This is a genomic window from Variovorax sp. PAMC 28711 (assembly GCF_001577265.1).
In the GTDB taxonomy this organism is placed as follows: domain Bacteria; phylum Pseudomonadota; class Gammaproteobacteria; order Burkholderiales; family Burkholderiaceae_C; genus Variovorax.
This window is the reverse complement of the sequence record NZ_CP014517.1, coordinates 3,386,682-3,409,450: the sequence shown is the minus strand read 5'-3', so window position 1 is coordinate 3,409,450 and position 22,769 is coordinate 3,386,682. Positions and strand designations below refer to the sequence as shown.

At 65.3% G+C, this 22,769-nt stretch carries 22 protein-coding genes; 16 read left to right on the top strand and 6 right to left on the bottom strand.

The genetic code is table 11. The features are described 5' to 3' along the window. Positions 1-96 precede the first annotated feature (96 nt). Entirely contained in the window at positions 97-1,218 is a 1,122-nt protein-coding gene (locus tag AX767_RS16420; RefSeq protein WP_068632301.1) for a 5-methyltetrahydropteroyltriglutamate--homocysteine S-methyltransferase, read from the top strand. Positions 1,219-1,239: 21 nt separating this feature from the next. Then, a complete protein-coding gene (locus AX767_RS16415) occupies positions 1,240-2,625 on the top strand; it encodes a phospholipase D-like domain-containing protein (protein WP_068632300.1) in 1,386 nt (461 codons plus the stop codon). A gap of 9 nt (positions 2,626-2,634) precedes the next feature. On the opposite strand, the gene AX767_RS16410 is transcribed toward AX767_RS16415, so the two are convergent. After that, entirely contained in the window at positions 2,635-3,717 is a 1,083-nt protein-coding gene (locus AX767_RS16410; protein WP_237288481.1) for an ROK family protein, read from the bottom strand. Positions 3,718-3,889: 172 nt separating this feature from the next. Here AX767_RS16410 and AX767_RS16405 point away from each other — a divergent pair, with 172 nt between their 5' ends. Beyond that, the gene (locus tag AX767_RS16405; protein ID WP_068632299.1) at positions 3,890-5,344 is read left to right on the top strand and encodes a glycine betaine ABC transporter substrate-binding protein; all 1,455 of its coding nucleotides are present in this window, start codon (positions 3,890-3,892) and stop codon (positions 5,342-5,344) included. A 29-nt stretch (positions 5,345-5,373) separates the two neighbouring features. Here the strand turns inward: AX767_RS16405 and AX767_RS16400 are convergent, their stop codons facing one another. The 5 genes from AX767_RS16400 to AX767_RS16380 all read right to left on the bottom strand — a co-directional run bounded on the left by AX767_RS16400 (position 5,374) and on the right by AX767_RS16380 (position 10,021). Beyond that, positions 5,374-6,810 (bottom strand): aldehyde dehydrogenase family protein, encoded by a 1,437-nt coding sequence (locus tag AX767_RS16400; RefSeq protein ID WP_068632298.1) that lies wholly within the window; start codon positions 6,808-6,810, stop codon positions 5,374-5,376. Between the two features lie 27 nt (positions 6,811-6,837). After that, the gene (locus AX767_RS16395; RefSeq protein WP_082755043.1) at positions 6,838-7,209 is read right to left on the bottom strand and encodes a nuclear transport factor 2 family protein; all 372 of its coding nucleotides are present in this window, start codon (positions 7,207-7,209) and stop codon (positions 6,838-6,840) included. Continuing rightward, a complete protein-coding gene (kdgD, locus tag AX767_RS16390) occupies positions 7,206-8,117 on the bottom strand; it encodes a 5-dehydro-4-deoxyglucarate dehydratase (protein ID WP_068632297.1) in 912 nt (303 codons plus the stop codon). The genes AX767_RS16395 and kdgD overlap by 4 nt, the downstream gene beginning before the upstream one ends. A 9-nt stretch (positions 8,118-8,126) precedes the next feature. Next, complete coding sequence (locus AX767_RS16385; protein WP_068632296.1) at positions 8,127-9,101, bottom strand: Bug family tripartite tricarboxylate transporter substrate binding protein; 975 nt, start codon at positions 9,099-9,101, stop codon at positions 8,127-8,129. Between the two features lie 89 nt (positions 9,102-9,190). Beyond that, positions 9,191-10,021: a FadR/GntR family transcriptional regulator gene (locus AX767_RS16380; protein WP_068633787.1), complete on the bottom strand. Its 831-nt coding sequence runs from the start codon at positions 10,019-10,021 to the stop codon at positions 9,191-9,193. Between the two features lie 65 nt (positions 10,022-10,086). Here AX767_RS16380 and AX767_RS16375 point away from each other — a divergent pair, with 65 nt between their 5' ends. From AX767_RS16375 to dnaJ, 13 genes are all read left to right on the top strand, one after another. Next, positions 10,087-10,896: an NAD-dependent epimerase/dehydratase family protein gene (locus AX767_RS16375; protein WP_068632295.1), complete on the top strand. Its 810-nt coding sequence runs from the start codon at positions 10,087-10,089 to the stop codon at positions 10,894-10,896. A gap of 4 nt (positions 10,897-10,900) precedes the next feature. Beyond that, positions 10,901-11,800, top strand: a complete 900-nt coding sequence (locus AX767_RS16370; RefSeq protein WP_068632294.1) for a glucurono-1,5-lactonase — start codon at positions 10,901-10,903, stop codon at positions 11,798-11,800. 32 nt (positions 11,801-11,832) lie between these two features. Then, positions 11,833-12,798 (top strand): TRAP transporter substrate-binding protein, encoded by a 966-nt coding sequence (locus AX767_RS16365; protein WP_068632293.1) that lies wholly within the window; start codon positions 11,833-11,835, stop codon positions 12,796-12,798. A 13-nt stretch (positions 12,799-12,811) separates the two neighbouring features. Next, complete coding sequence (locus tag AX767_RS16360) at positions 12,812-13,300, top strand: TRAP transporter small permease (protein ID WP_068632292.1); 489 nt, start codon at positions 12,812-12,814, stop codon at positions 13,298-13,300. A gap of 1 nt (position 13,301) precedes the next feature. Next, entirely contained in the window at positions 13,302-14,597 is a 1,296-nt protein-coding gene (locus AX767_RS16355; protein ID WP_068632291.1) for a TRAP transporter large permease, read from the top strand. Between the two features lie 83 nt (positions 14,598-14,680). Continuing rightward, entirely contained in the window at positions 14,681-15,679 is a 999-nt protein-coding gene (locus AX767_RS16350) for a Bug family tripartite tricarboxylate transporter substrate binding protein (protein ID WP_068633785.1), read from the top strand. A gap of 14 nt (positions 15,680-15,693) precedes the next feature. Next, on the top strand, positions 15,694-16,686 hold the full coding sequence (locus AX767_RS16345) for a Bug family tripartite tricarboxylate transporter substrate binding protein (RefSeq protein ID WP_068632290.1): 993 nt from the start codon (positions 15,694-15,696) through the stop codon (positions 16,684-16,686). A 66-nt stretch (positions 16,687-16,752) separates the two neighbouring features. Beyond that, positions 16,753-17,604: an archaetidylserine decarboxylase gene (asd, locus tag AX767_RS16340; protein WP_068632289.1), complete on the top strand. Its 852-nt coding sequence runs from the start codon at positions 16,753-16,755 to the stop codon at positions 17,602-17,604. A gap of 150 nt (positions 17,605-17,754) precedes the next feature. After that, on the top strand, positions 17,755-18,078 hold the full coding sequence (locus AX767_RS16335; RefSeq protein ID WP_068633783.1) for a winged helix-turn-helix transcriptional regulator: 324 nt from the start codon (positions 17,755-17,757) through the stop codon (positions 18,076-18,078). Positions 18,079-18,148: 70 nt separating this feature from the next. Then, on the top strand, positions 18,149-18,499 hold the full coding sequence (locus AX767_RS16330) for an FKBP-type peptidyl-prolyl cis-trans isomerase (protein WP_068632288.1): 351 nt from the start codon (positions 18,149-18,151) through the stop codon (positions 18,497-18,499). Between the two features lie 115 nt (positions 18,500-18,614). Further along, complete coding sequence (grpE, locus tag AX767_RS16325; RefSeq protein WP_068632287.1) at positions 18,615-19,175, top strand: nucleotide exchange factor GrpE; 561 nt, start codon at positions 18,615-18,617, stop codon at positions 19,173-19,175. Between the two features lie 120 nt (positions 19,176-19,295). Next, positions 19,296-21,242 carry a molecular chaperone DnaK gene (gene dnaK, locus AX767_RS16320; RefSeq protein ID WP_068632286.1) on the top strand — a complete coding sequence of 649 codons (1,947 nt, stop codon included), beginning with the start codon at positions 19,296-19,298 and terminating at the stop codon, positions 21,240-21,242. An 87-nt stretch (positions 21,243-21,329) separates the two neighbouring features. Then, complete coding sequence (gene dnaJ / locus AX767_RS16315; RefSeq protein ID WP_068632285.1) at positions 21,330-22,469, top strand: molecular chaperone DnaJ; 1,140 nt, start codon at positions 21,330-21,332, stop codon at positions 22,467-22,469. Positions 22,470-22,769 lie beyond the last annotated feature (300 nt).

Below are 22,769 nucleotides of genomic sequence, written 5' to 3'. Positions count from 1 at the left end.
AGCAGGGTAAACACTGATTCGCATGTATCCAGCGTCACGAGTTCGCAAGCCGCTACGATCGTGCGCTTCCTTCTCTCAATTCGCTACGGAGACCCCATGTCACAGCACGCCCACCTGCCGGCCCATTTCGATCACGTCGGCAGTTTCCTGCGCCCCAAATACCTGCTCGATGCACGCGAGCAGCTGGCCAAACGCGAGATCACACCGGAGCAGCTTCGCGCCGTCGAAGACAAGGCCATCACCGAGATCGTCAAGTTCCAGCAGGACGTCGGCTTGAAGAGCATCACCGACGGCGAGTTCCGCCGCACCTACTTCCACATCGACTTTCTGGCGCAGCTCGGTGGCGTGAAGACCGACATTCCGGTGCTGATCCGCAAGCCCGACGGCACCGAAGAGCTGGCACCGCCGGTGATGCGTGTGATCGACAAGGTGACGCACACCACGAACATCCAGCTCGCCGATTTCGAATACCTGAAAAGCCAGGTCGCAGCCGGCAACACGCCCAAGGTGACGATCCCGTCGCCCACCATGCTGCACTTTCGCGGCGGCCGGGCAGGCATCAGCAAGGCGGCCTACCCGGAGCTCGATCCGGTGTTCTACGACGACGTGGCCAAGGCCTACGGCGACGAGCTGCGCTCGCTCGCTGCGGCCGGCTGTACCTACGTGCAGATGGACGACACCAACCTCGCCTACCTGTGCGACGAGCACATGCGCGAAGCCGCCCGCCAGCGCGGCGACGACCCGAACGAACTGCCGCATCGCTACGCCACCTTCATCAACAAGGTGGTCGCGCAGAAGCCGCCCGGCATGCTGCTCGCGATGCACCTGTGCCGCGGCAACTTCAAGAGCACGCACGCCGCGGCCGGCAACTACGAGCCCGTCGCCGAAGCGCTGCTGCAGGAGATGGACCTCGACGCTTACTTCATGGAGTACGACGACGCGCGTTCCGGCGACTTCAAGCCACTGCGCTACCTGCCCAAGGGCAAGACCGTGGTGCTCGGCCTGGTGACCACCAAGTTCGGCCAGATGGAAGACAAGGACGAGCTCAAGCGCCGCATCGACGACGCCGCCAAGTACGCCCCGATGGAGCAGCTCGCGCTGTCGCCGCAATGCGGCTTCTCCAGCACCGTGCACGGCAACAACATCGCCGTCGAAGCGCAGCGCGCCAAGCTGCGCCTCGTGATCGAAACCGCGCAGGAGGTGTGGGGCAGCGCCTGAGCGTGTGGGACCATCGGCGCCATGCCGCATCTGTTTGCCAACTGGCTGCCGTCACCGTCCCAGCACTTCCTGGTCGTCACCTTCGCGCTGCTGGTCTATGTGCTGAGCACGCGCGTGCGGCGCGAACAGCGCGCGCCCGCCACCGCCATCGCCTGGGTGATGGGCCTCGCGCTGATTCCTTACCTCACGCTGCCGATGTACCTGCTCTTCGGCCAGCGCAAGTTGCGGCCCGACGGCTTGCCGCGTCCGCCGCGGTCGGTGCCGCTCGGCCACTGGGCGGCCGACCTCATCGAGAGCCTCGGCCTCGCCGCGCCCAGCCGCTGCACCGTGCGCATGCACGCCGACGGCGAGGCCGCGCGCGACGCGCTGCTGCAAGTCATCGCCGGTGCACAACAGCGCCTCGACATCTGCACCTTCATCATCGGCAACGACGCCTTCGGGCAGGACGTGCTGGCGCGCCTCGCGCAGCGCGCCCACGAAGGCATCCAGGTGCGCGTGCTACTCGACGGCTTCGGCGCGCTCTCGTTGCCACGCAAGCATTTCGATGCGCTGCGCGCCGCGGGTGGCGAGGTCGTGGTGTTCCGTCCCTTCTTCAGCCTGCGGCGGATCGGCCCCCGCAATCTGCGCAATCACCGCAAGCTCACGATCGCCGACGACCGCTGGCTGTGGAGCGGCGGTCGCAACCTGGCCGGTGAATATTTCAATGGCAACGCCGAGCATCCGGTCCCTTGGAAAGACCTGTCCTTCGACCTCCAGGGCGGCGTCGCGGCCGCGGCAGCGCGTCAGTTCGAGCTCGACTGGGCGTCGGTGCGGCGCAGCAAGCCGCGCCTAATGGCGCTCGCCGATGCGCGGCCAACGGACGCCGACGCCGGCGCGCTGGCGCAGTTCCTGCCGAGCGGGCCCGACCAGACCGAAGACACCGCGCATGCGCTGCTGATCGACGCCTGCTTTCGCGCCGAGCACCGCATCCTGGCGATCACGCCGTACTTCGTGCCCGACGACGGCTTGCGTAACGCGCTGCGGCTTGCGGCGCGCCGCGGCGTCCAGGTGACCATCGCGATCCCCGCGCGCTCCAACCATCGGCTGACCGACTTCGTGCGCACGCGCGCGATGCGCGACCTCGCGCGGGCAGGCGTCACCTTCCGCATGCTGCCCTTCATGGCGCATGCCAAGGCCGTGGTGATGGATGAAGACCTTGCAATGTGCGGCTCCATCAACCTTGACTTGCGCAGCCTGCTGCTCAACCACGAGGCCGCCGTCGTGTTCTACGGCAGCCACGACATCGACTGGCTCGCGCAGTGGATCGAGACCACCGCGTCGGCTGGCGACACCTACCGTGCGCGGCGCCCGGGCATCCTGCGCGACGTGGCCGAGGGCCTGCTGCTCACCATCGCGTTCCAGCTGTAGCGCGCCCGTTCAGCCGGCGCGCTTCGGCTTCTTGTTGTGGTAGCTCGCGTTGCCGAGACCAGTGCCGATGGTCAACACCGCCCAGCGCTTCACGTCCTGCATGAAAGGCAGTTCGCTCAAGCCCTGCACCACGCCGTCGTTGTGCATCAGCGCTTCGGTCGGTTCGTCGTTGATGAACGGGATGCGTTCGCACAGCGAGGTGGGCAGGTGGAAAGTGTCGCGCTCCCAGTTGCCCGGCAGGTTTTGCGCGCCGCGCGCGATCGAACCATCGGCGCGAATGACGCCCGGGCACCCGATGCCGATGAAGGGCGCCAGCCGGATGCCTTTCCTCTCGCTGTACTTGACCATCTCGTTCAGCATGTCGACGAGGCCGTCGATCAGTTCGTGCTGCTTGGGGTTGTCATCGGCGTGCCGCCACTTGATGCGCTTGACGACCTTGGCGTGCGACAGATCTGCCGCCTTCTTGTGCCGCGGCTTCACGATGCCGCAGCGCACGTTGGTGCCGCCGATGTCGAGTGCGAGGATCGCATCGTAGTCAGTCACCATGCGCGGCGGCGCGAGGTGCACCCAGCCGATCAGCCCGCCGTCGTCGACCTGGTGCCGCAACCGCGCGAGGCCGATCGGCACCGCGTCGGCATCCAGCATCACGGCCGCTTGCAGGATCGCACGTTCACCCACATCGCTTTCCGGAAAACCACCCCCGATCACGATGCGCTCCACGCCCTTCCACGCCTTCTGGCGCGAAAAGCGCTTGATGACGTCGCCGAGTTCGCCCGCGAATTCCTCGATGGCGCCGTGCACCGCATCGGTCAACTCGGTCGCGCGCTTCTGCTGAAGCGCCTCGTCGATCTCGCGCTTGGTGAGGTCGGCCGAATGGATGTGGCCGAGCGGGTCGGCGTTTTCGCGATTGAGGCGCCGGCTCTTCGTGCGGTTGCTGCGACGCTTGCGCCATGCATCGAGCAGTTTGCGAAACGCCGTCTGGCTTGCGCGGTCGCCGACGAATCCGTCTTCGTCCCGCACTTCGAGGTTGTAGCTTTCGACGATGACCGAGGGCAAGTCGGTCGCACCGTGCAAGCCCAGGGTCGCGGTCACGGGAGGCGTCGGCGTTTTTTTCTTCATATGCGCCGCACTGTGCGGCAAGGCACGCGGCCTGTCATCGGCAGCGCGCACGAACACCTGTAGGAAAGCGGCGCGCCGATACACTGCGCCGATGCTGCGTCACACCTTTCGCCTATGGCTTGCCGCCCTGGCCTGCTTCTTCACGATGAGCAGCAACGTGCAAGCGCAGTCTGATAGCCAGCCACTGCGCATCGGCTCCAAGCGCTTCACCGAGTCGTACATCCTGGCCGAAGTGCTGGCGCAAAGCGCGGCGCCGCATCTGGCGGCGCCGCCGGTGGTGAGGCAAGGCCTTGGCAACACGGCCATCGTCTATGAAGCATTGCGCTCGGGCGGCGTCGACCTGTACGCCGAATACACGGGCACCATCGCGCTGGAGATCCTCAAGAGCGACAAGCCCATGACCCGCGAAGCGATGAGTGCCGCGCTGGCGCCGGTGGGTCTGGGCATCGGCATGCCCTTCGGTTTCAACGACGGCTATGCGTTGGCGATGCAGGCCGCAGAGGCGGACCGGCTTGGCATTCGCACACTGAGCGACCTCGCGCGCCATCCGGCATTGAAGCTGGGCCTCTCCAACGAATTCCTCGGCCGCGCCGACGGCTGGAAAGGGCTGGCCTCGCAGTACGGCCTGCCGCAATCGCCGACCGGCCTCGACCACGGCCTGGCCTACGACGCGCTCGGCGCCCGGCAGGTCGACGTGATCGACATCTACACGACCGACGCGAAAATCGAGAGCCTGGGCCTGCGGGTGCTGGATGACGACCGCAGATTCTTTCCGCGCTACGACGCGGTCGTGCTCTATCGGCTCGACGTGCCGGCACGTTACCCGGCAGCGTGGAAAGCGATTGAATCACTGGCCGGCCGCATCGACGAGCGCGCGATGATCGCGATGAACGCACGCGCCGAACTGCAGGGCGCGGGCTTCGACACCATCGCACGCGACTTCCTCGGCGGCGGCAAGGCCGACACCGCAGCGCGTGGCTTCACGGCGAAATTATTCGGCCCCGACCTGTGGCGCCTCACGCGCCAGCATCTGCTGCTCGTGGGCATCTCGGTCGGACTGGCCTTGCTGATCGCAGTGCCGCTCGCCATCGTCGTGTTCCCATTTGGGCGGTTGCGCGCCGTGGTGCTCGGGCTGACGGGCCTCTTGCAGACCGTGCCTTCGCTCGCGTTGCTGGCCGTGCTGATCTCGGTGATCGGCGCGATCGGCACCGTGCCGGCGCTCATCGCGCTCACGCTTTATTCGCTGCTGCCGATCATGCGCAACACCGTGACCGGATTGACCGAAGTGCCGCAGGGCGTGCGCCAGGCCGGCACCGCGCTCGGCATGACGCGCGGGCAAAGCCTTCGGCTGGTGTTGTTGCCGCTCGCGTTGCCGACGGTGCTGGCCGGTGTGCGCACCGCGGCGACGATCGCGATCGGCACCGCGACCATCGCGGCCTTCATCGGCGCCGGGGGTTATGGCGAGCGCATCGTGACCGGGCTCGCGCTCAACGACCGTGCGTTGCTGCTGGCCGGCGCCCTGCCGGCCGCGGCGCTGGCGCTGGTCAGCGAGGCGCTGTTCGAAACACTCGACTGGCTGCTGCGCCGATCACGCGGCTGACACTCTCGCCCGCATGGCCTCCCGCTTTTTCAGGCCAGCGTGTAGGCCGTCTTCACCGTGGTGAAGAACTCCTGCGCGTACTTGCCCTGCTCGCGCGGGCCATAGCTCGAGCCCTTGCGGCCGCCGAAGGGCACGTGGTAATCGACCCCTGCCGTCGGCAGGTTCACCATCACCATCCCGGCCTGACTGTGGCGCTTGAAGTGCGTCGCGTGCTTGAGGCTGGTGGTCGCGATGCCGGCCGAGAGGCCGAACTCGGTGTCGTTGGCAGTGAAGAGCGCTTCTTCATAGTCTTTCACCCGGATGACGCTCGCCACCGGGCCGAAGATTTCTTCCTTGTTGATGCGCATCGACGCGACCGATTCGCTAAAAAGTGCAGGCGACATGTAGAAGCCGTCGGTCGCGAGCTTGAGGCGCTCGCCGCCCGCCGCCAGCGTGGCGCCCTCGCCCTTGCCGATCGCGATGTATTCCAGGTCCTGGTCGAGCTGGCTCTGGCTGGACACCGGGCCGATGTCGGTGCCGGCGGTGAGTGCATCGCCCACCTTGATCTTCGCCATGCGTTCCTTCAGCGCGTCGATGAACTTCGGGTAGATGCCTTCGGTGACGATCAGGCGGCTCGACGCGGTGCAGCGCTGGCCGGTCGAATAGAAGGCGCTCTGCACGCTGAGCTCGACGGCTTGCGCCAAGTCGGCGTCGTCCAGCACGACCTGCGGGTTCTTGCCGCCCATCTCCAGTTGCACCTTCTTCTGGCTCTTGACGCACTGCACGGCGATGTTGCGGCCCACGCCGACCGAGCCGGTGAAGCTGATCGCATGGATGCCGGGGTGATTGACCAGCGCATTGCCGATGACGCTGCCGCGGCCCATCACCAGGTTGAACACGCCCGCCGGGATGCCCGAGCGGCTGATGATCTCTGCCAGCGCCCAGGCGCTGCCCGGCACGAGGTCGGCAGGCTTCAACACGACGCAGTTGCCGAAGGCCAGGGCGGGCGCGATCTTCCAGGCGGGAATCGCGATCGGGAAGTTCCACGGCGTGATCAGGCCGACGACGCCGACCGGCTCGCGCGTGATCTCCACGCCGATGTTCGGTCGCACCGAGGGCAGGATCTCGCCCGCGAGGCGCAGGCACTCACCCGCGAAGAACTTGAAGATCTGGCCGGCGCGGGCCGCTTCGCCCATGCCCTCGGGTTTGGTCTTGCCTTCTTCACGCGCGAGCAAGGTTCCGAGTTCTTCGCGGCGCGCGAGGATTTCGGTGCCGATCTTGTCGAGCGCATCGGAGCGGGCCTGGATGCTGCCCGTGGCCCACGCCGGAAAGGCGGCGGTGGCCGCAGCGACGGCCGCTTCGACGTGCGACGCGTCGCCTTGCGTGTATTGGGCGATGGTGTCGCCCAGGTTCGAAGGGTTCAGGTTCGGGCTGTAGCTCGCGCCCTTCTTCCATTCGCCGCCGATGAGGTTGTCGTGTTGTTGCATTCGATTTCTTTGGAGGTGGGGACGGCTTCAGGCGATGGCCAATCGGACGGCTTGGCGCGCGATCATTTTCCAGTCGCTGGCCGTCAGTTGCCACACCTGCAGCACCTTGAGCTTGACGTGACCGGGCTTGCCCGCGTCGTTGGTGTCGGCTTCGAGCGTGTGACGCACGAGCGCGACGCCGTTGTTCAGCACCACGGTCTGGTCGGTGATGGCAATGTCGACGAAGTCATAGCGCCCGCTCAGGAGGTGCGTGACCACGTCCGTCTTGGTCTCGACCTTGCCGTCCGAGTGCCCGTAGCTCACCACGTCGGCGATGAGAAGGTCGAGCGTGGCGTCCGGAGCGATCATCGCGAGACGCAGCCGCTCGGCAGCGGCCACCACCGCTTCGATCGTGCTCATTGCGGGCCCAACTTGTCGATCAGCGCCTTGAGCATTTCCATCTCGTTGGGCTTCAGGTCGGTCAGCGGTGCGCGCACCGGGCCACCGTCGTGGCCGACGATCCGGGCGCCGGCCTTGATGATGCTGACGCCGTAGCCTTCGACACGATTGCGGATCTCCAGGTAGGGCATGAAGAACTCCTTCAGCAATTTGTGCTGCGTCGGCACATCGTCGGCCGCCACGGCCTTGTAGAAGTCCATCGCGGTCTTCGGGATGAAGTTGAACACCGCCGAGGAATAGACCGGCGTGCCCAGCGCCTTGTAGGCCGCTGCATAGACCTCGGCGGTCGGCAGGCCGCCCAGATAGGCGAAGCGGTCGCCCATTTTCATGAAGATGGAGGACATGGTTTCGATGTTGCCCACGCCGTCCTTGAAGCCGACGAGATTCGGGCAGCGCTCGGCCAGGATCGTCAGCGAATTCGGCGTCAGCTTGGTGCGATCGCGGTTGTAGACGATGACCCCGAACTTCACGCTGTTGCAGACGGCCGCCACGTGTTCGATCAGGCCCTCCTGGCCGGCTTCGGTCAGGTAATGCGGCAACAACAGGATGCCGTGGGCGCCCAGGCGTTCGGCTTCCTGCGCGTGGGCGATGGCGGTGCGGGTCGGGCCGCCTGCGCCGGCAATGATCGGCACCTTGCCGCGGCAGGTGTCCACCGCCGTCTTGATGACGCGGCTGTATTCCTCGCCAGCCAGCGAGAAGTATTCACCCGTGCCGCCGGCGGCGAACAGCGCGCTCGCGCCGTAAGGCGCCAGCCACTCCAGACGCTCGATGTACGTGCTCGGGCGGAACTCGCCCTGCGCATCGAAATCGGTGATCGGGAACGACAGCAGGCCGGAGCCCATGATGGTTTTGAGTTCTTGCGGATTCATCGGATAGCACTAGTCGAGTTTGATGTTGGCGGCAGTCACGACCTTGGCCCAGCGGTCGCGTTCCTTGATGAAAAACTGGTTCTGTTCCGCGGATGCCATGGTCACCACTTCGGCGCCCTGCCCGGCGAGGCGCGAGCGGATGTCGGCCGAGCGGATGATCGTGACGAGCTCCTTGTTGAGGCGCTGCACGATCGCATCCGGCGTGCCGCGCGACACGAGGATGCCCTGCCAGGTGCCGGACTCGTAGCCCGGAATGCCCTGCTCAGCGATGGTCGGCACGTTGCCGATGAGCGGCATGCGCGTGCCCTTCGACACGCCCAGCACCTTGAGCTTGCCGCTCTGCACGTGCGGCAGCGTGGCCAGCATGCCGTTCATGAGGATCTGCGTCTGGCCGCCCACGGTGTCCTGCACCGCCTGCACGCCGCCCTTGTAGGGCACGTACTGCCACTTGGCACCGCTCGCACGTTCGAGCGCCACGCCCGCCAGATGCGGCGCGCTGCCGGTGGCCGTCACCGCGAAGTTGAGGTCGCTGGTTTTCGACAGCGCGACCAGTTCCTGCAGGCTGTTCGCCTTGACGGACGGATGCACCACCAACAAGTGCGGCGAGTAGGCCAGCATCGTGACGCCGGCCAAGTCCTTCGACGGATCGAACGACAGCCTGGTGTAGACCGAAGGACTGATCGCCAGCGCACCCACGTCGCACAACAGCAGCGTGTAGCCATCGGGTGCGGACTTGGCCACGAAGTCGGCGCCCAGATTGCCGTTGGCGCCGGGCTTGTTGTCGATGATGACCGTCTGCTTCAGCGCTTCGGACAGCGGCTGGCTGATCGAGCGCGCGATGATGTCGGAGGAGCCGCCGGGCGGGTACGGCACCACGATGCGCAGCGGTTTGGAGGGCCAGGCATCCGCGGCGCGGGCGACACCCGCAGCCATCAGACCCCCGCCGATGGCGCCGAGCACCACGTCACGTCGTTTCAAAGTCATTTTTGTCTCCTGCGGTTGATGAACGATCGATAGTTATCAGTCATCGTACAACTACGATTGGCGGGCGTCCAGCAAATCCGCACGCCACGTCAGCCTTCAGCGCCCTTCGATTCGCGTGCCGCTTCCTGCGCCAGTCGCAGGCGCTCACGGCTGTTGGTCAGATGGATGCGCATGGCCGCGCGAGCCGATTCGGCATCGCGTCGCGCGATGGCCGCGTAGATCTCTTCGTGCTCGCGATTGACGCGGCTCAGGTAGTCGCCGCGCGGCGCCGAATTGCGCAAACCGGTGATGCGGGTGCGCGGAATGATCGTGGTGCCGAGGTGGCTCATGATGTCGGCGAAATACGCGTTGCCGGTCGACTGCGCGATCTGCAGGTGAAAGCGGAAGTCGGGCGCCACGGTATCGCCTGCCACTTCGACGTTGTGCTCGAAATCGTCCAGCGCCTTGCGCATGGCGAGCAGGTTTTCATCGCTGCGTCGCACCGCCGCCAGCCCGGCGGATTCTGTCTCCAGGCTGATGCGCAGTTCCAGCACGGCCAGCACGTCGACCGAAGCCGCAAGCTCCGACGGATCAAGGCGGAACATCCCCGCCGAACGCGGTTCCAGCACGAAGGTGCCGATGCCGTGGTGCGTTTCGACGAGGCCCGACGCCTGGAGCTTGGACAGCGCCTCGCGCACCACCGTCCGGCTCACCCCGTAGGCCAGCATGATCGCGGACTCGGTCGGCAATTTATCGCCCGGCCGCAGCACCTGATCGCGGATTTTCTGGCCGAGATCGTCCACCAGGCCGTGCGCCAGCCCCCGCGCACGCGGGCGGGGCCGCCCGACGAACGCCGGCGCAGACTGAAGCAGACCGGGCGCACTCGGAGTTGTCTCGGATGCACCGGTAACCAAGGGATTTCCCGGAATCGTTTGGGCCATCAGGTCATGATAATCCGCGAACGCGTTGTACGACAACTGATAACTGCCCTTCCCCGAATGCTTTGATGTCTACCCAAAAAATCGATCGCCTTTTGTTGACCGGCGCGGCCGGCGGCCTTGGCAAGGTGCTGCGCGACACGCTGCGGCCTTATGCCGCCGTGCTGCGGCTGTCCGACATCGCGGGCATGGCGCCCGCCAGCGGCGCGCAAGAAGAAGTGGTGCCGTGCGACCTGGCCGACAAGCAGGCGGTCAATGCCTTGGTCGCGGGTTGCGACGCCATCGTCCACCTCGGTGGTGTCTCGGTCGAGCGGCCTTTCGAGGAAGTGCTCGAAGCCAACATCAAGGGCGTGTTCCACATCTACGAGGCGGCGCGACGCCACGGCGTGAAGCGCGCGGTGTTCGCCAGTTCGAACCACGTCATCGGCTTTCACAAGCAGACCGAGACACTGGACGCCTCGGCGCCCAAGCGCCCCGACGGTTACTACGGCCTCTCCAAGTCCTTCGGCGAAGACGTGGCCCAGTTCTACTTCGATCGCTACGGCATCGAGACCGTGAGCATCCGCATCGGCTCGTCGTTTCCGGAGCCGCTCAATCGCCGGATGATGAGCACCTGGCTCAGCTACCGCGACCTCACGACGCTGCTCGAAAAAGCGCTGTTCACGCCCGCCGTCGGCCACACCATCGTCTACGGCATGTCCGCCAACAAGGACGTGTGGTGGGACAACAGCGGGGCCGCGAAGCTGGGCTTTGTGGCGCAGGACAGCTCGGAAGTGTTCCGCGCCAAGGTCGAGGCGCAGCCACCGGTCGCGCCCACCGATCCGAATGCGATCTACCAGGGCGGCGGCTTCACCGCGCAGGGCCCCTTCGGCGACTGATGCGATGAGCCAAGCCGAACTGGTCGTCGATGCGCGCAACGCCACGGGTGAAAGCCCTGTGTGGCGGAGCGAGGAGCAGGCGTTGTATTGGGTTGATATTCCGGCCCGCACGCTGCACCGCTGGTCGGCTGAAGACCCCACGCACTGGATCGCCGACGGAATGCTCGCATGCATCGCACCGCGTGCGGACCTGCCCGGCGCCTGGATCGCCGGCATGGAAAGCGGCGTGTTCTCGCTGCAACCGAACACCAACGGCACGCTGTCGGCCGAGCGGCTCGCCGAGGTCGATCACGCCCTGCCGGGCATGCGCTTCAACGACGGCCGGTGCGATCGGCAAGGCCGCTTCTGGGCCGGCACGATGCTGATGGACATGGCCGCAGGCGCGCACGTGGCGGGCCTGTACCGCTACGAGCAAGGCGGCACCTCGCTGCATCGGCAACTCGACGACCTGATCGTGCCGAACGGCCTGGCCTTCAGCCCCGACGGCCGGACGATGTACCTGTCGGATTCGCATCCGTCGGTGCAGCTCGTCTGGGCCTTCGACTACGACACCGACAGCGGCACGCCGTCGAGGCGGCGCGTCTTCGCCGACATGACCCCGCTGCCGGGCCGGCCCGACGGCGCCGCCATCGATGTCGACGGCTGCTACTGGATCTGCGGCAACGACGCGGGCCTCGTGCACCGCTTCACGCCTGACGGCAAGCTCGACCGATCGCTCGCCGTGCCGGTGAAGAAGCCCGCCATGTGCGCGTTCGGCGGACCGACGCTCGACACGCTGTTCGTCACCTCGATCCGCCCCGCCGGCATCGACCTGTCGGACCAGCCACTGGCCGGCGGCCTCTTCGCACTGCGGCCGGGCATCCAGGGCATCGCCGAGCCGGCGTTCGGCGCCCCCGCGGCCTGAACAACCAATCACCACCCACCGAGGAAGACACCATGAAGCTCCGCAAATCACTCGTCGCGATCGCTGCGTGCGCCGCCACATTCGCCGCCCAGGCCACCGAGTTCCGCTCGGCCGACATCCACCCCGACGACTACCCGACCGTCACCGCCGTCAAGTTCATGAGCGAACGACTCAAGGCGCTGAGCGGCGGCAAGCACACCATCAAGGTGTTCAACAACAGTTCGCTCGGCAACGAGAAAGACACGATCGAGCAAACCAAGATCGGTGCGTTGTCGATGGTGCGCGTGAACATCGCGCCGATGAACAACATCTGCGCCGAGACGCAGGTGCCGACCATGCCCTTCCTGTTCCGCTCGGTCGACCACCTGCACAAGGTGCTCGACGGCCCGATCGGCGAGGAGATCCTGAAGAGCTGCGAGAAGCAGGGCTTCGTCGGCCTCGCCTACTACGACAGCGGCGCCCGCTCGATGTTCACCGCCAAGAAGCCGGTGCGCAGCTTCGCCGACATGAAGGGGTTGAAGGTCCGCGTGCAGCAGTCCGACCTGTGGGTGTCGATGCTCGAAGCGATGGGCGCGAACGCGACCCCGATGCCGATGGGCGAGGTCTACACCGGACTCAAGACCGGCCTGATCGACGCGGCCGAAAACAACTACCCGACCTACGAGAGCGCGCGCGCTTTCGAGGTGGCCAAGTACTACACCAAGACCGAGCATTCGATGGCGCCCGAGATGCTGCTGTTCTCCAAGCGCACCTGGGACAAGCTCTCGCCCGAAGAGCAGGGCTGGATCCGCCAGGCCGCCAAGGAATCGGTGCCCTACATGCGCAAGCAATGGGAAGCGCGCGAAGTGAAGTCGCTCGCGACCGTCAAGGCCGGCGGCGCGGAAATCATCGACATCGACAAGGCCCCGTTTCAAACCGCGATGAAGCCGGTATACGACAAGTTCATCGTCGACGCACGCCTGAAAGATCTGGTCAAGCGCGTGCAAGACACGAAGTAACCAGGCGGTCTCCATGTACACCCGCCTCTGCCGCACGCTCGCGCGTGCCTGCATGTGGCTGGGCATCGTCGGCCTCGTCGCAGTGATCTGCGCCGTGAGCTGGCAGGTGTTCGGCCGCTACGTGCTCAACAACACGCCCACCTGGGCCGAGAGCCTGGCGTTGCTGCTGGTCATCTACGTGACCATGTTCGGCGTCGCGGTGGGCGTGCGCGACGCAGGCCACATCGGGCTCGAGTCCTTCCTGGTGCTGGCGCCCGACTGGCTGCGCCTGAAGATGGAATACCTCATCCATTTCCTGGTGCTGCTGTTCGGCGCCGCCATGGCCTGGAACTGCGCGTCCCTCGCCGAGTCGGTGTGGGACTACCGCCTGCCGACGCTCTGGATTTCCGAAGGGTGGAAGTACGTGCCGGCCGCCATCTCGGGGGTGCTGATCGTCATGTTCTCCATCGAACACATCATTGCGCTGGCCCGGGGCCGCGAAGTAGAACCCGCCTGGGCATGACATGACGATTCCACTGCTGATCCTCTGTATCTCGTTCACTGTCTTCCTGCTGCTCGGCGTGCCGGTGGCGTTCTCGATCGGCCTGTCGGCCCTGGCCACACTGCTCTACGAAGGCCTGCCGCTGGCGGTCGGCTTCCAGCAGATGACCTCGGGCATGGGCATCTTCTCCTTCTTGGCGATCCCGTTCTTCATCTTCGCGGGCGAGCTCATGCTGTACGGCGGCATCGCCGACCGCATCGTCGACTTCGCGCGCAGCCTGGTCGGCCACGTGCGCGGCGGCCTCGGCATGTCGAACGTGGTGGCGTGCACGCTGTTCGGTGGCGTGTCGGGCTCGCCGGTGGCCGACGTGTCGGCGATGGGCGCGGTGATGATCCCGATGATGAAGAAGGAGGGTTATCACGCCGACTACGCGGTCAACGTGACGACCCATGCGGCACTGGTGGGCGCGCTCATGCCGACCAGCCACAACCTCATCATCTATTCGCTCGCTGCCGGCGGCAAGGTGTCGATCGCGGCGCTGATTCTCGCGGCGCTGTTGCCCGCCGCGGTCCTCACGATCAGCAACCTGGCAGCGGCCTACCTCGTGGCGGTGAAGCGCGGCTACCCGGCCGGCACCTTCCCCGGATGGGCCATCGTGTGGCGCTGCTTTGCGGCCGCCATGCCGGGCCTGTTCATCGTCGTGCTGATCCTCGGCGGCATTTTGTCGGGCGTGTTCACCGCGACCGAATCGGCGGCGGTGGCGGTGCTTTATGCGCTGGTGCTGACGATCGTGGTGTACCGCACGCTGAAGTGGGAACACTTCATCAAGGCGGCATCGAAGGCGGTGCGCACCACCGGCGTGATCCTGCTGCTCATCGGTATTTCAAGCACCTTCGGCTACCTCATCAGCCTCTACGGCGTGGCCGAGCTCACCGGCCAGATGCTCTCGCAGATCACCAGCACGCCGTGGATGATTTTCCTGCTCATCAACGTCATCCTCTTCGTGCTCGGCACCTTCCTGGACATGGCCGCGACCATCCTGCTGTGCACGCCGATCTTCCTGCCGATCGCGCAGCAGTACGGCATGAGCTCGGTTCAGTTCGGCATCGTGATGCTCATCAATTGCGCGCTGGGTCTCAACACGCCGCCAGTGGGCACAACGCAGTTCGTCGGCTGTGCGATCGGCGGTGTGTCGGTCGGCACGGTCATGAAGACGATCTGGCCTTTCTACGGCGCGCTCATCTTCGCGCTCGGCGTGGTGACTTTCGTGCCCGCCTTCTCGACCTGGCTCCCGAGCCTCTTCATGGTGGTGAAGTGAGCCGCGGTCAGTACATGCCCTGAGCGCAGATTCGCGCCCGAGCCCCAACATCGATATCGGAGACAAAAAATATGAAGCACAGCATGACCCGCCCCCTCTCGGCCCTCTCGGCCCTCTCGGCCCTCTCGGCCGTCTCGGCCGTCTCGGCCGTGGCCGTTCTTGCATTCGGCCTCGCGCTGCCCGCCGCAGCGCAGACCGACTACCCGAACAAGACCATCGAGCTGCTGGTGCCCTACCAGCCCGGCGGCGGCACCGACGGACTCGCGCGCGCCTTCGCCGAGGCGAGCCGCAAGCACATCAAGGAAAGCATCGTGGTCGTCAACCGGCCCGGCGCGGGCGGCGCGATCGGCTGGCAGGAAGTCATCAATTCCAAGCCCGATGGCTACAAGCTGGCCGTGCTCACCGTCGAGCTGCTGACCTTGCCGCACCTGGGCCTGGCCAAGTTCAACTACGACGACTTCCAGCCGATCGCGCAGCTCAACGCCGATCCGGCCGCCATCACGGTCAAGGCGGAGGCGCCCTGGAACACGATCGAGGAATTCCTCGCCGCCGCAAAGAAAGACCCCGGCAGCGTGCGCGTCGGCAACTCGGGCAACGGCTCGATCTGGCACCTCGCCGCGGCCGCGCTGGAAGACAAGACCGGTGCGAAGTTCAACCACATTCCGTTCCAGGGCGCCGCACCCGCAGTGCTGTCGCTCATGGGCGGTCACATCGAAGCGGTGGCGGTCAGCCCGGCCGAAGTCACGACCTTCGTGCAGGGCGGCAAGCTCAAGGTGTTGATGGTGATGGCCGACAAGCGCGTCAAGGGTTTCGAGAAAGTACCGACCGCCAAGGAGCGCGGCATCGACCTGTCGATCGGCACCTGGCGCGGCCTCGGCGCGCCGAAGAACACGCCACCCGAAGTGATGGCCCGACTCCGCGAGATCACCGCGAAGACCGCCGCCGAGCCGCTGATGCACGAGGTGATGGACAAGCAGAACCTGGGTTACGTCTACACCGACGGCGCCGTCTTCAAGGACACGCTGGCCAAGGACAACACCTACTTCAAGAACCTCATCACCAAACTCAACCTCAAGCCCTGAGCAGGAGACACGACATGCAACGCCGCACACTCATTCGAACCGCCATGGCCGGGCTCGCTGCAGGCAGCCTGCCCGCCTTCGCACAAGGTGGCTGGCCGACCGGCAAGGCGATCACCTACCTGGTGCCGTTTCCCGCCGGCGGCACCACCGATGTGCTCGGGCGAATCATTTCGCAGCAGCTCGGCACGGTGCTCGGCACCTCGGTCATCATCGACAACCGGGGCGGCGCGGGTGGCAGTGTCGGCTCGGAAATCGCCTCGCGGGCCACGCCCGATGGCTACACGATGCTCGGCGGCACGATCAGCTCGCACGCCATCAACGTGAGCCTCTATCCGAAGATCGGCTATGACCCCATCAAGTCGTTCGCGCCGGTCACGCTGATCGGCACCAACCCTGTCGTGCTGGTGGTGAACCAGGCGAGCCCCTACAAGACGCTGAAAGACGTGCTCGATGCGAGCAAGGCGAAAGCGGCTGCCGGCGGGCTCTCGTCGGCTTCGGCCGGCACCGGCACCTCGCAGCACCTGGCGCTCGAACTGCTGGCCTACAAGTCGGGCGTGAAGTTCACCCACGTGCCCTACAAGGGCAGCGGCCCGGCCATCCAGGACGTGATCGGCGGCCAGGTCGAGATGATGTTCGACACCACCGTCGTTGCCGGCCCGCACATCCAGAGCGGCAAGCTGCGCGCCATCGCGGTGACCTCGCCCAAGCGCATCGCCTCGCTGCCGGACGTGCCGACGGTGGCCGAATCCGGCTTGCCGGGCCTGAGCGATTTTTCGGTCGTATCGTGGCAGGCGATCTTCGTGCCGACCGGCACGCCGGCGCCGGTGATCGACCGGATGCACAAGGAGATTCGCACCATCCTCGCCAAACCCGACATGCAGGAAAAGCTCAAGGGCTTCGGCATGGAACCGGCCGACATGACGACGGCGCAGATCGCGGCCTTCCAGAAGGTGGAGGTCGAGAAATGGGCGGCCGTCATCAAGGCCGCGAACATCAAGGCCGAGTAACCGGCGGCGCGGGAACGAAGCGCTTTATAGAATGCGAGCCCCGCCTCGCATTAGCAGAACAACAACGTGTCCGATCGCTCCGCCGTCCTCCCGCAATACCTGTTTCCCAAACAGGCGCTGACGAATTTCGCCGGGTGGGTCGCCGGCAAGGAACGCGGCCGTGTCACGACGTGGATCATCCAGCGCTTCGTCGCGAAGTACGAGGTGAACATGGGCGAGGCGCTTGAGAGCGACATCGGCCACTACAAGAGCTTCAATGCCTTCTTCACGCGGGCGCTCAAGCCCGGCGCGCGACCCATCGCCGAGGCCGACCTGGTCTCGCCGGTCGACGGCGCGATCAGCCAGTTCGGCGCGATCGAGGGCGACCAGATCTTCCAGGCCAAGGGCCACAACTACACGACGACCGCGCTGGTCGGCGGCGACGCAGTGCTGGCGGCGCAGTTCGCGCACGGCAGCTTCGCCACGCTGTACCTGAGCCCGAAGGACTACCACCGCATCCACATGCCGTGCGACGGTCGGCTCATGCGAATGATCTACGTGCCGGGCGACCTCTTCTCGGTCAACCCGACCACGGCACGCGGCGTTCCGGGCCTGTTTGCGCGCAACGAGCGCACCGTGTGCGTGTTCGACACGGCGCGCGGCCCGTTCGTGCTGGTGCTGGTCGGCGCCACCATCGTCGGCAGCATGGAAACGGTGTGGCACGGCGTGGTGAACCCGCCGCGCACCGGTCAGTTGCGCGAGTGGCGCTACGACGAACAGAACATCACCCTGCAAAAGGGTGAGGAAATGGGCCGATTTCTGCTCGGTTCGACCGTCGTGATGCTGTTCCCCAAGCCGCCGGTGACCTTCAATCCGGCGTGGTCTCCGACGCGCCCGATCCGCCTCGGCGAAACGATGGCGAACTTCGCAAAGATTTGAGGCTTCCACGCCACAACCCGCATGCAGCGGGCGGCGGTCGCTATAAAACTTGTAGCACGAAGGGTGTTTGCGATATAGTCGTTGGCCCGATAGAGCGGTCCGGAAAAGATGTCGGAACCGTTCACGAATGCGCCCGAGGAGAAGATGTCGATGAGTTCCAAGGAAAACGCAGCCGTCAGCCAGTTGCTGGCACTGCTCGAAGCCCGCTACGCGTTGCGCGTGCTCTGGGCTTTGCGCGACGGCCATGCGCAAACCTTTCGGCTGCTGCAGGACAGCGTCGGCGGCATCACCCCCAACACGCTCAACACCCGCATCAAGGAACTTCGCGAAGCCGGCATCGTGAACCACGGCAGCGATGGCTACAGCCTCACGCTGAGTGGCCAGGACCTGCTCAAGCGCCTGTCCGACCTGCAGGCCTTCGCCGGCAAGTGGCAGGTGAGCCAGGTCAAGAAGGTCGCGCCCGTCGGCAAGTAAAACGGCGACGCGCGCGGGCTCGGTAAACTCTCCGGCTCTCATCACCCTCTCGACCTGCAAGGAGCCTCTCATGCCCACCACCCCCTCCGGCCTGCAATACGATGACGTCAAAGTCGGCGACGGCGCCGAAGCCACGGCCGGCCAGCACGTGCATGTGCACTACACCGGCTGGCTCTTCAACGATGGCGTCCAGGGCGCCAAGTTCGATTCCAGCCGTGACCGCAACGATCCGTTCGCCTTCTCGCTTGGCGCAGGCCAGGTCATCAAGGGCTGGGATGAAGGCGTCGCCGGCATGAAGATCGGCGGCCAGCGCACGCTGGTGATCCCGGCCGCGCTCGGCTACGGTGCCCGCGGCGCCGGTGGCGTGATCCCGCCGAACGCCACGCTCAAGTTCGACGTCGAGCTGCTCGACGCGCACTGATCGCGCCGCGCTCCCAAAAGCGTCCTTCGGGACGCATTTTTTTGCTTGAAATGGACCAAAACGGCCCCAATTCGAGCGGAATCCAACGATCTTTCGGCTCTCACCGCTTTTACCCATGTCCGCTGAAACCCCGCACAACGATCCGAACCAACTCACCGGCGCCCCGAGCCCGGAGGAGCTGGAAGCTGCCCAGGCTGCCAACGAAGCCGAGTCACACGACGCACACGCGCAGCTGGCCGCGCTGCAGGCAAAGAACGCCGAGTTGGCCGACCAGTACCTGCGCGCCCAGGCCGATGTGCAGAATGCGCGCCGCCGCGCCGAAGAAGAAATCACCAAGGCGCGCAAGTTCGCCGTCGAAGCTTTCGCCGAAAGCCTGCTGCCGGTGACCGACAGCCTCGAGGCCGGGCTCGCCATCGCCGACGCCACGCCCGAGCAAATCCGCGAAGGCGCCGAAGCCACGCTGCGCCAGTTGAAGAGCGCGCTCGAGCGCAACAAGGTCGTCGAGATCGCACCCGCTGCCGGCACCAAATTCGATCCGCACCAGCACCAGGCCATCTCGGTCGTGCCCGCGCCCGGCCAGGAAGCCAACACCGTGGTGTCGGTGCTGCAAAAGGGCTACACGATCAACGAGCGCGTGTTGCGCCCCGCGCTCGTGACGGTCAGCGCGCCGAGCTGAGCGCGAGTGCGCGAATCCATACAGACGAATTCACAGGAAATCCCCGCCTTCTCCCTTGAACCCGGCGCGGTTATCCACAACTTCATCACAACTTAATTTTCAGACTTCAGGAGCAACACCATGGGCAGAATCATCGGCATCGACCTCGGCACCACCAATTCGTGCGTGTCGATCATGGAAGGCAACACCACGCGTGTGATCGAGAACTCGGAAGGTGCCCGCACCACGCCGTCGATCGTGGCCTACCAGGAAGACGGCGAAGTGCTGGTCGGCGCCTCGGCCAAGCGCCAGGCCGTGACCAACCCGAAGAACACGCTCTACGCGGTGAAGCGCCTGATCGGTCGCAAGTTCGAAGAAAAGGAAGTGCAAAAGGACATCGACCTGATGCCTTACACGATCAGCAAGGCCGACAACGGCGACGCCTGGGTCGAAGTGCGCGGCAAGAAGATCGCGCCGCAACAGGTCAGCGCCGAGATCCTGCGCAAGATGAAGAAGACCGCCGAAGACTATCTCGGCGAAGCCGTGACCGAAGCCGTCATCACCGTGCCCGCCTACTTCAACGACGCGCAGCGCCAGGCCACCAAGGACGCCGGCCGCATCGCGGGCCTGGACGTCAAGCGCATCATCAACGAGCCCACCGCAGCCGCCCTGGCCTTCGGCCTCGACAAGCAGGACAAGCGCGACCGCAAGATCGCCGTGTACGACCTGGGCGGCGGCACCTTCGACGTGTCGATCATCGAGATCGCCGACGTCGACGGCGAAAAGCAGTTCGAAGTGCTGTCGACCAATGGCGACACCTTCCTCGGCGGCGAAGACTTCGACCAGCGCGTGATCGACTACATCATCGGGGAGTTCAAGAAAGAGCAAGGCGTCGACCTGTCCAAGGACGTGCTCGCCCTGCAGCGCCTCAAAGAAGCCGCCGAGAAGGCCAAGATCGAGCTCTCGAACAGCCCGCAGACCGACATCAACCTGCCCTACATCACCGCCGATGCGTCGGGCCCCAAGCACCTGAACATCAAGCTCAGCCGTGCCAAGTTCGAGTCGCTGGTCGACGAACTCATCGAGCGCACCATCGCGCCTTGCCGCATCGCCATCAAGGATGCGGGCGTGTCGGTCAACGACATCAACGACGTGATCCTGGTCGGCGGGATGACCCGCATGCCCAAGGTGCAGGAGAAGGTCAAGGAGTTCTTCGGCAAGGAACCGCGCAAGGACGTGAACCCCGACGAAGCCGTGGCCGTGGGCGCCGCCATCCAGGGCCAGGTGCTCTCGGGTGACCGCAAGGACGTGCTGCTGCTCGACGTGACCCCGCTGTCGCTGGGCATCGAGACCATGGGCGGCGTGATGACCAAGATGATCGTGAAGAACACGACCATCCCGACGAAGTTCGCGCAGACCTTCTCCACCGCCGAAGACAACCAGCCGGCCGTGACCATCAAGGTGTTCCAGGGCGAACGCGAGATCGCCTCGGGCAACAAGGCGCTGGGCGAGTTCAACCTCGAAGGCATCCCGCCGTCGTCGCGCGGCACGCCGCAGATCGAGGTGAGCTTCGACATCGACGCCAACGGCATCCTGCACGTGGGCGCCAAGGACAAGGGCACCGGCAAGGAAAACAAGATCACCATCAAGGCGAACTCGGGCCTGTCGGAAGAAGAGATCCAGAAGATGGTCAAGGACGCCGAGCTCAACGCGGCCGACGACAAAAAGAAAGTCGAAGTCGTGCAGGCCCGCAACCAGGGCGAAGCCATGGTGCACAGCGTGCAGAAGTCGCTGGCCGAGCATGGCGACAAGCTCGAAGCCGGCGAGAAGGAAACGATCGAAGCCTCCATCAAGGACCTCGAAGAAGCCCTGAAGGGCGAAGACAAGGCCGCGATCGAGGAGAAGACCAACACGCTGATGAGCGCGAGCCAGAAGCTGGGCGAGAAGATGTACGCCGATGCGCAGGCCGCTGGCGCTGCCGCCAGTGCCGCAGGTGGCGCGGGCGCCGGCCCCGACGCTGGCGCGCAGAGCGCACCGCACGACGACAACGTCGTCGACGCCGAAGTCAAGGAAGTCAAGAAGGGCTGAGTCCCCTGCCCTGACGCAAGGCTGGATCACCTCAAGGGTGGTCCAGCCTTTTCCGCTTGTTGAAGAGACCGCCCGACCCGACCGACCATGGCCACCAAACGCGACTATTACGAAACCCTCGGCGTCCCGAAAAACGCGAGCGAGGAAGAGATCAAGAAGGCTTATCGCAAGCTTGCGATGAAGCATCACCCCGACCGGAATCACGGCGACACCACGACCGACGCCGAGGCGAAGTTCAAGGAGGTGAAAGAAGCCTACGAAATGCTGTCGGACGGCCAGAAGCGCGCGGCGTACGACCAGTACGGGCACGCCGGCGTCGACCCGAACATGCGCGGTGGCCCGGGCGCGGAAGGCATGGGCGGCTTTGCCGAAGCCTTCGGCGACATTTTCGGCGATGTGTTCGGTGGCGGCGGACGCGGGCGCGCGGCCGGCGGACGCCAGGTGTTTCGCGGCAGCGACCTGAGCTACGCCATGGAAGTCACGCTCGAAGAAGCGGCCGAGGGCAAGGATGCCCAGATCCGCATCCCGAGCTGGGACGCCTGCGCGACCTGCGACGGCTCCGGCGCCAAGCCCGGCACCAAGCCGATCACCTGCACGACCTGCCACGGGGCCGGCGCGGTGCAGATGCGCCAGGGCTTCTTCAGCGTGCAGCAGACCTGCCCGCAATGTCACGGCACCGGCAAGATCATTCCGGAGCCCTGCACGACATGCCACGGCCAGGGAAAGATCAAGAACAACAAGACGCTCGAAGTGAAGATCCCGGCCGGCATCGACGACGGCATGCGCATCCGCAGCACCGGCAATGGCGAGCCGGGCACCAATGGCGGGCCGCCTGGCGATCTGTATATCGAGATTCGCCTCAAGAAGCACGAGATCTTCGAGCGCGAAGGCGACGACCTGCATTGCGTCGTGCCGGTGAGCATGACGACCGCGGCGCTCGGCGGCGAGATCAACGTGCCGACGCTCAAGGGCGCGGCCGCGATCGACATCCCCGAAGGCACGCAAAGCGGCAAGCAGTTCCGCCTGCGCGGCAAGGGCATCAAGGGCGTGCGCGGCAGCTACCCGGGCGACCTGTACTGCCATGTGCGCGTCGAGACGCCGGTCAAGCTCACCGAGCACCAACGCAAGCTGGTCAAGGAACTGGACGAGTCGCTCAAGAAGGGCGGCAACAAGCACAGCCCGACCGACAAGGGCTGGTTCGACAAGGCCAAGGAATTTTTCAGCTGAATTGCGTAACGCGCCTCTGCATAAAAAAGCGGTCCGAGGGCCGCTTTTTTTGATTTCTCAATTTGCAGAATGCCCGACAACCGATCGTCACCTTGTCGCGTTGGTAAAAAGAGGACGCATTGCACGCATGGGCGGAACTTTGAATCGAAGCCCTTGTTCTTATCGGGCAGCCCAAATACTCTGGGCGCGTTCTTTGCTAGTTGATTGATCTGGAAATTGGTGAGCCGATAGGGAGCTTTTTCCGGCGCAGGCCTTCATCGCGGAGACCCCGTTCGCGAGCGCAGGCGCCCCGTTGATTCG

Coding starts and splice junctions, on each gene's coding strand:
- grpE (WP_068632287.1), top strand. CDS start 18,615: ATGTCCGCTGAAACCCCGCACAACGATCCGAACCAACTCACCGGCGCC.
- AX767_RS16345 (WP_068632290.1), top strand. CDS start 15,694: ATGCAACGCCGCACACTCATTCGAACCGCCATGGCCGGGCTCGCTGCA.
- AX767_RS16375 (WP_068632295.1), top strand. CDS start 10,087: ATGTCTACCCAAAAAATCGATCGCCTTTTGTTGACCGGCGCGGCCGGC.
- dnaJ (WP_068632285.1), top strand. CDS start 21,330: ATGGCCACCAAACGCGACTATTACGAAACCCTCGGCGTCCCGAAAAAC.
- AX767_RS16355 (WP_068632291.1), top strand. CDS start 13,302: ATGACGATTCCACTGCTGATCCTCTGTATCTCGTTCACTGTCTTCCTG.
- AX767_RS16405 (WP_068632299.1), top strand. CDS start 3,890: ATGAGCAGCAACGTGCAAGCGCAGTCTGATAGCCAGCCACTGCGCATC.
- AX767_RS16385 (WP_068632296.1), bottom strand. CDS start 9,101: ATGACTTTGAAACGACGTGACGTGGTGCTCGGCGCCATCGGCGGGGGT.
- kdgD (WP_068632297.1), bottom strand. CDS start 8,117: ATGAATCCGCAAGAACTCAAAACCATCATGGGCTCCGGCCTGCTGTCG.
- AX767_RS16400 (WP_068632298.1), bottom strand. CDS start 6,810: ATGCAACAACACGACAACCTCATCGGCGGCGAATGGAAGAAGGGCGCG.
- AX767_RS16360 (WP_068632292.1), top strand. CDS start 12,812: ATGTACACCCGCCTCTGCCGCACGCTCGCGCGTGCCTGCATGTGGCTG.
- AX767_RS16420 (WP_068632301.1), top strand. CDS start 97: ATGTCACAGCACGCCCACCTGCCGGCCCATTTCGATCACGTCGGCAGT.
- dnaK (WP_068632286.1), top strand. CDS start 19,296: ATGGGCAGAATCATCGGCATCGACCTCGGCACCACCAATTCGTGCGTG.
- AX767_RS16395 (WP_082755043.1), bottom strand. CDS start 7,209: ATGAGCACGATCGAAGCGGTGGTGGCCGCTGCCGAGCGGCTGCGTCTC.
- AX767_RS16330 (WP_068632288.1), top strand. CDS start 18,149: ATGCCCACCACCCCCTCCGGCCTGCAATACGATGACGTCAAAGTCGGC.
- AX767_RS16365 (WP_068632293.1), top strand. CDS start 11,833: ATGAAGCTCCGCAAATCACTCGTCGCGATCGCTGCGTGCGCCGCCACA.
- AX767_RS16370 (WP_068632294.1), top strand. CDS start 10,901: ATGAGCCAAGCCGAACTGGTCGTCGATGCGCGCAACGCCACGGGTGAA.
- AX767_RS16415 (WP_068632300.1), top strand. CDS start 1,240: ATGCCGCATCTGTTTGCCAACTGGCTGCCGTCACCGTCCCAGCACTTC.
- AX767_RS16335 (WP_068633783.1), top strand. CDS start 17,755: ATGAGTTCCAAGGAAAACGCAGCCGTCAGCCAGTTGCTGGCACTGCTC.
- AX767_RS16350 (WP_068633785.1), top strand. CDS start 14,681: ATGACCCGCCCCCTCTCGGCCCTCTCGGCCCTCTCGGCCCTCTCGGCC.
- AX767_RS16380 (WP_068633787.1), bottom strand. CDS start 10,021: ATGGCCCAAACGATTCCGGGAAATCCCTTGGTTACCGGTGCATCCGAG.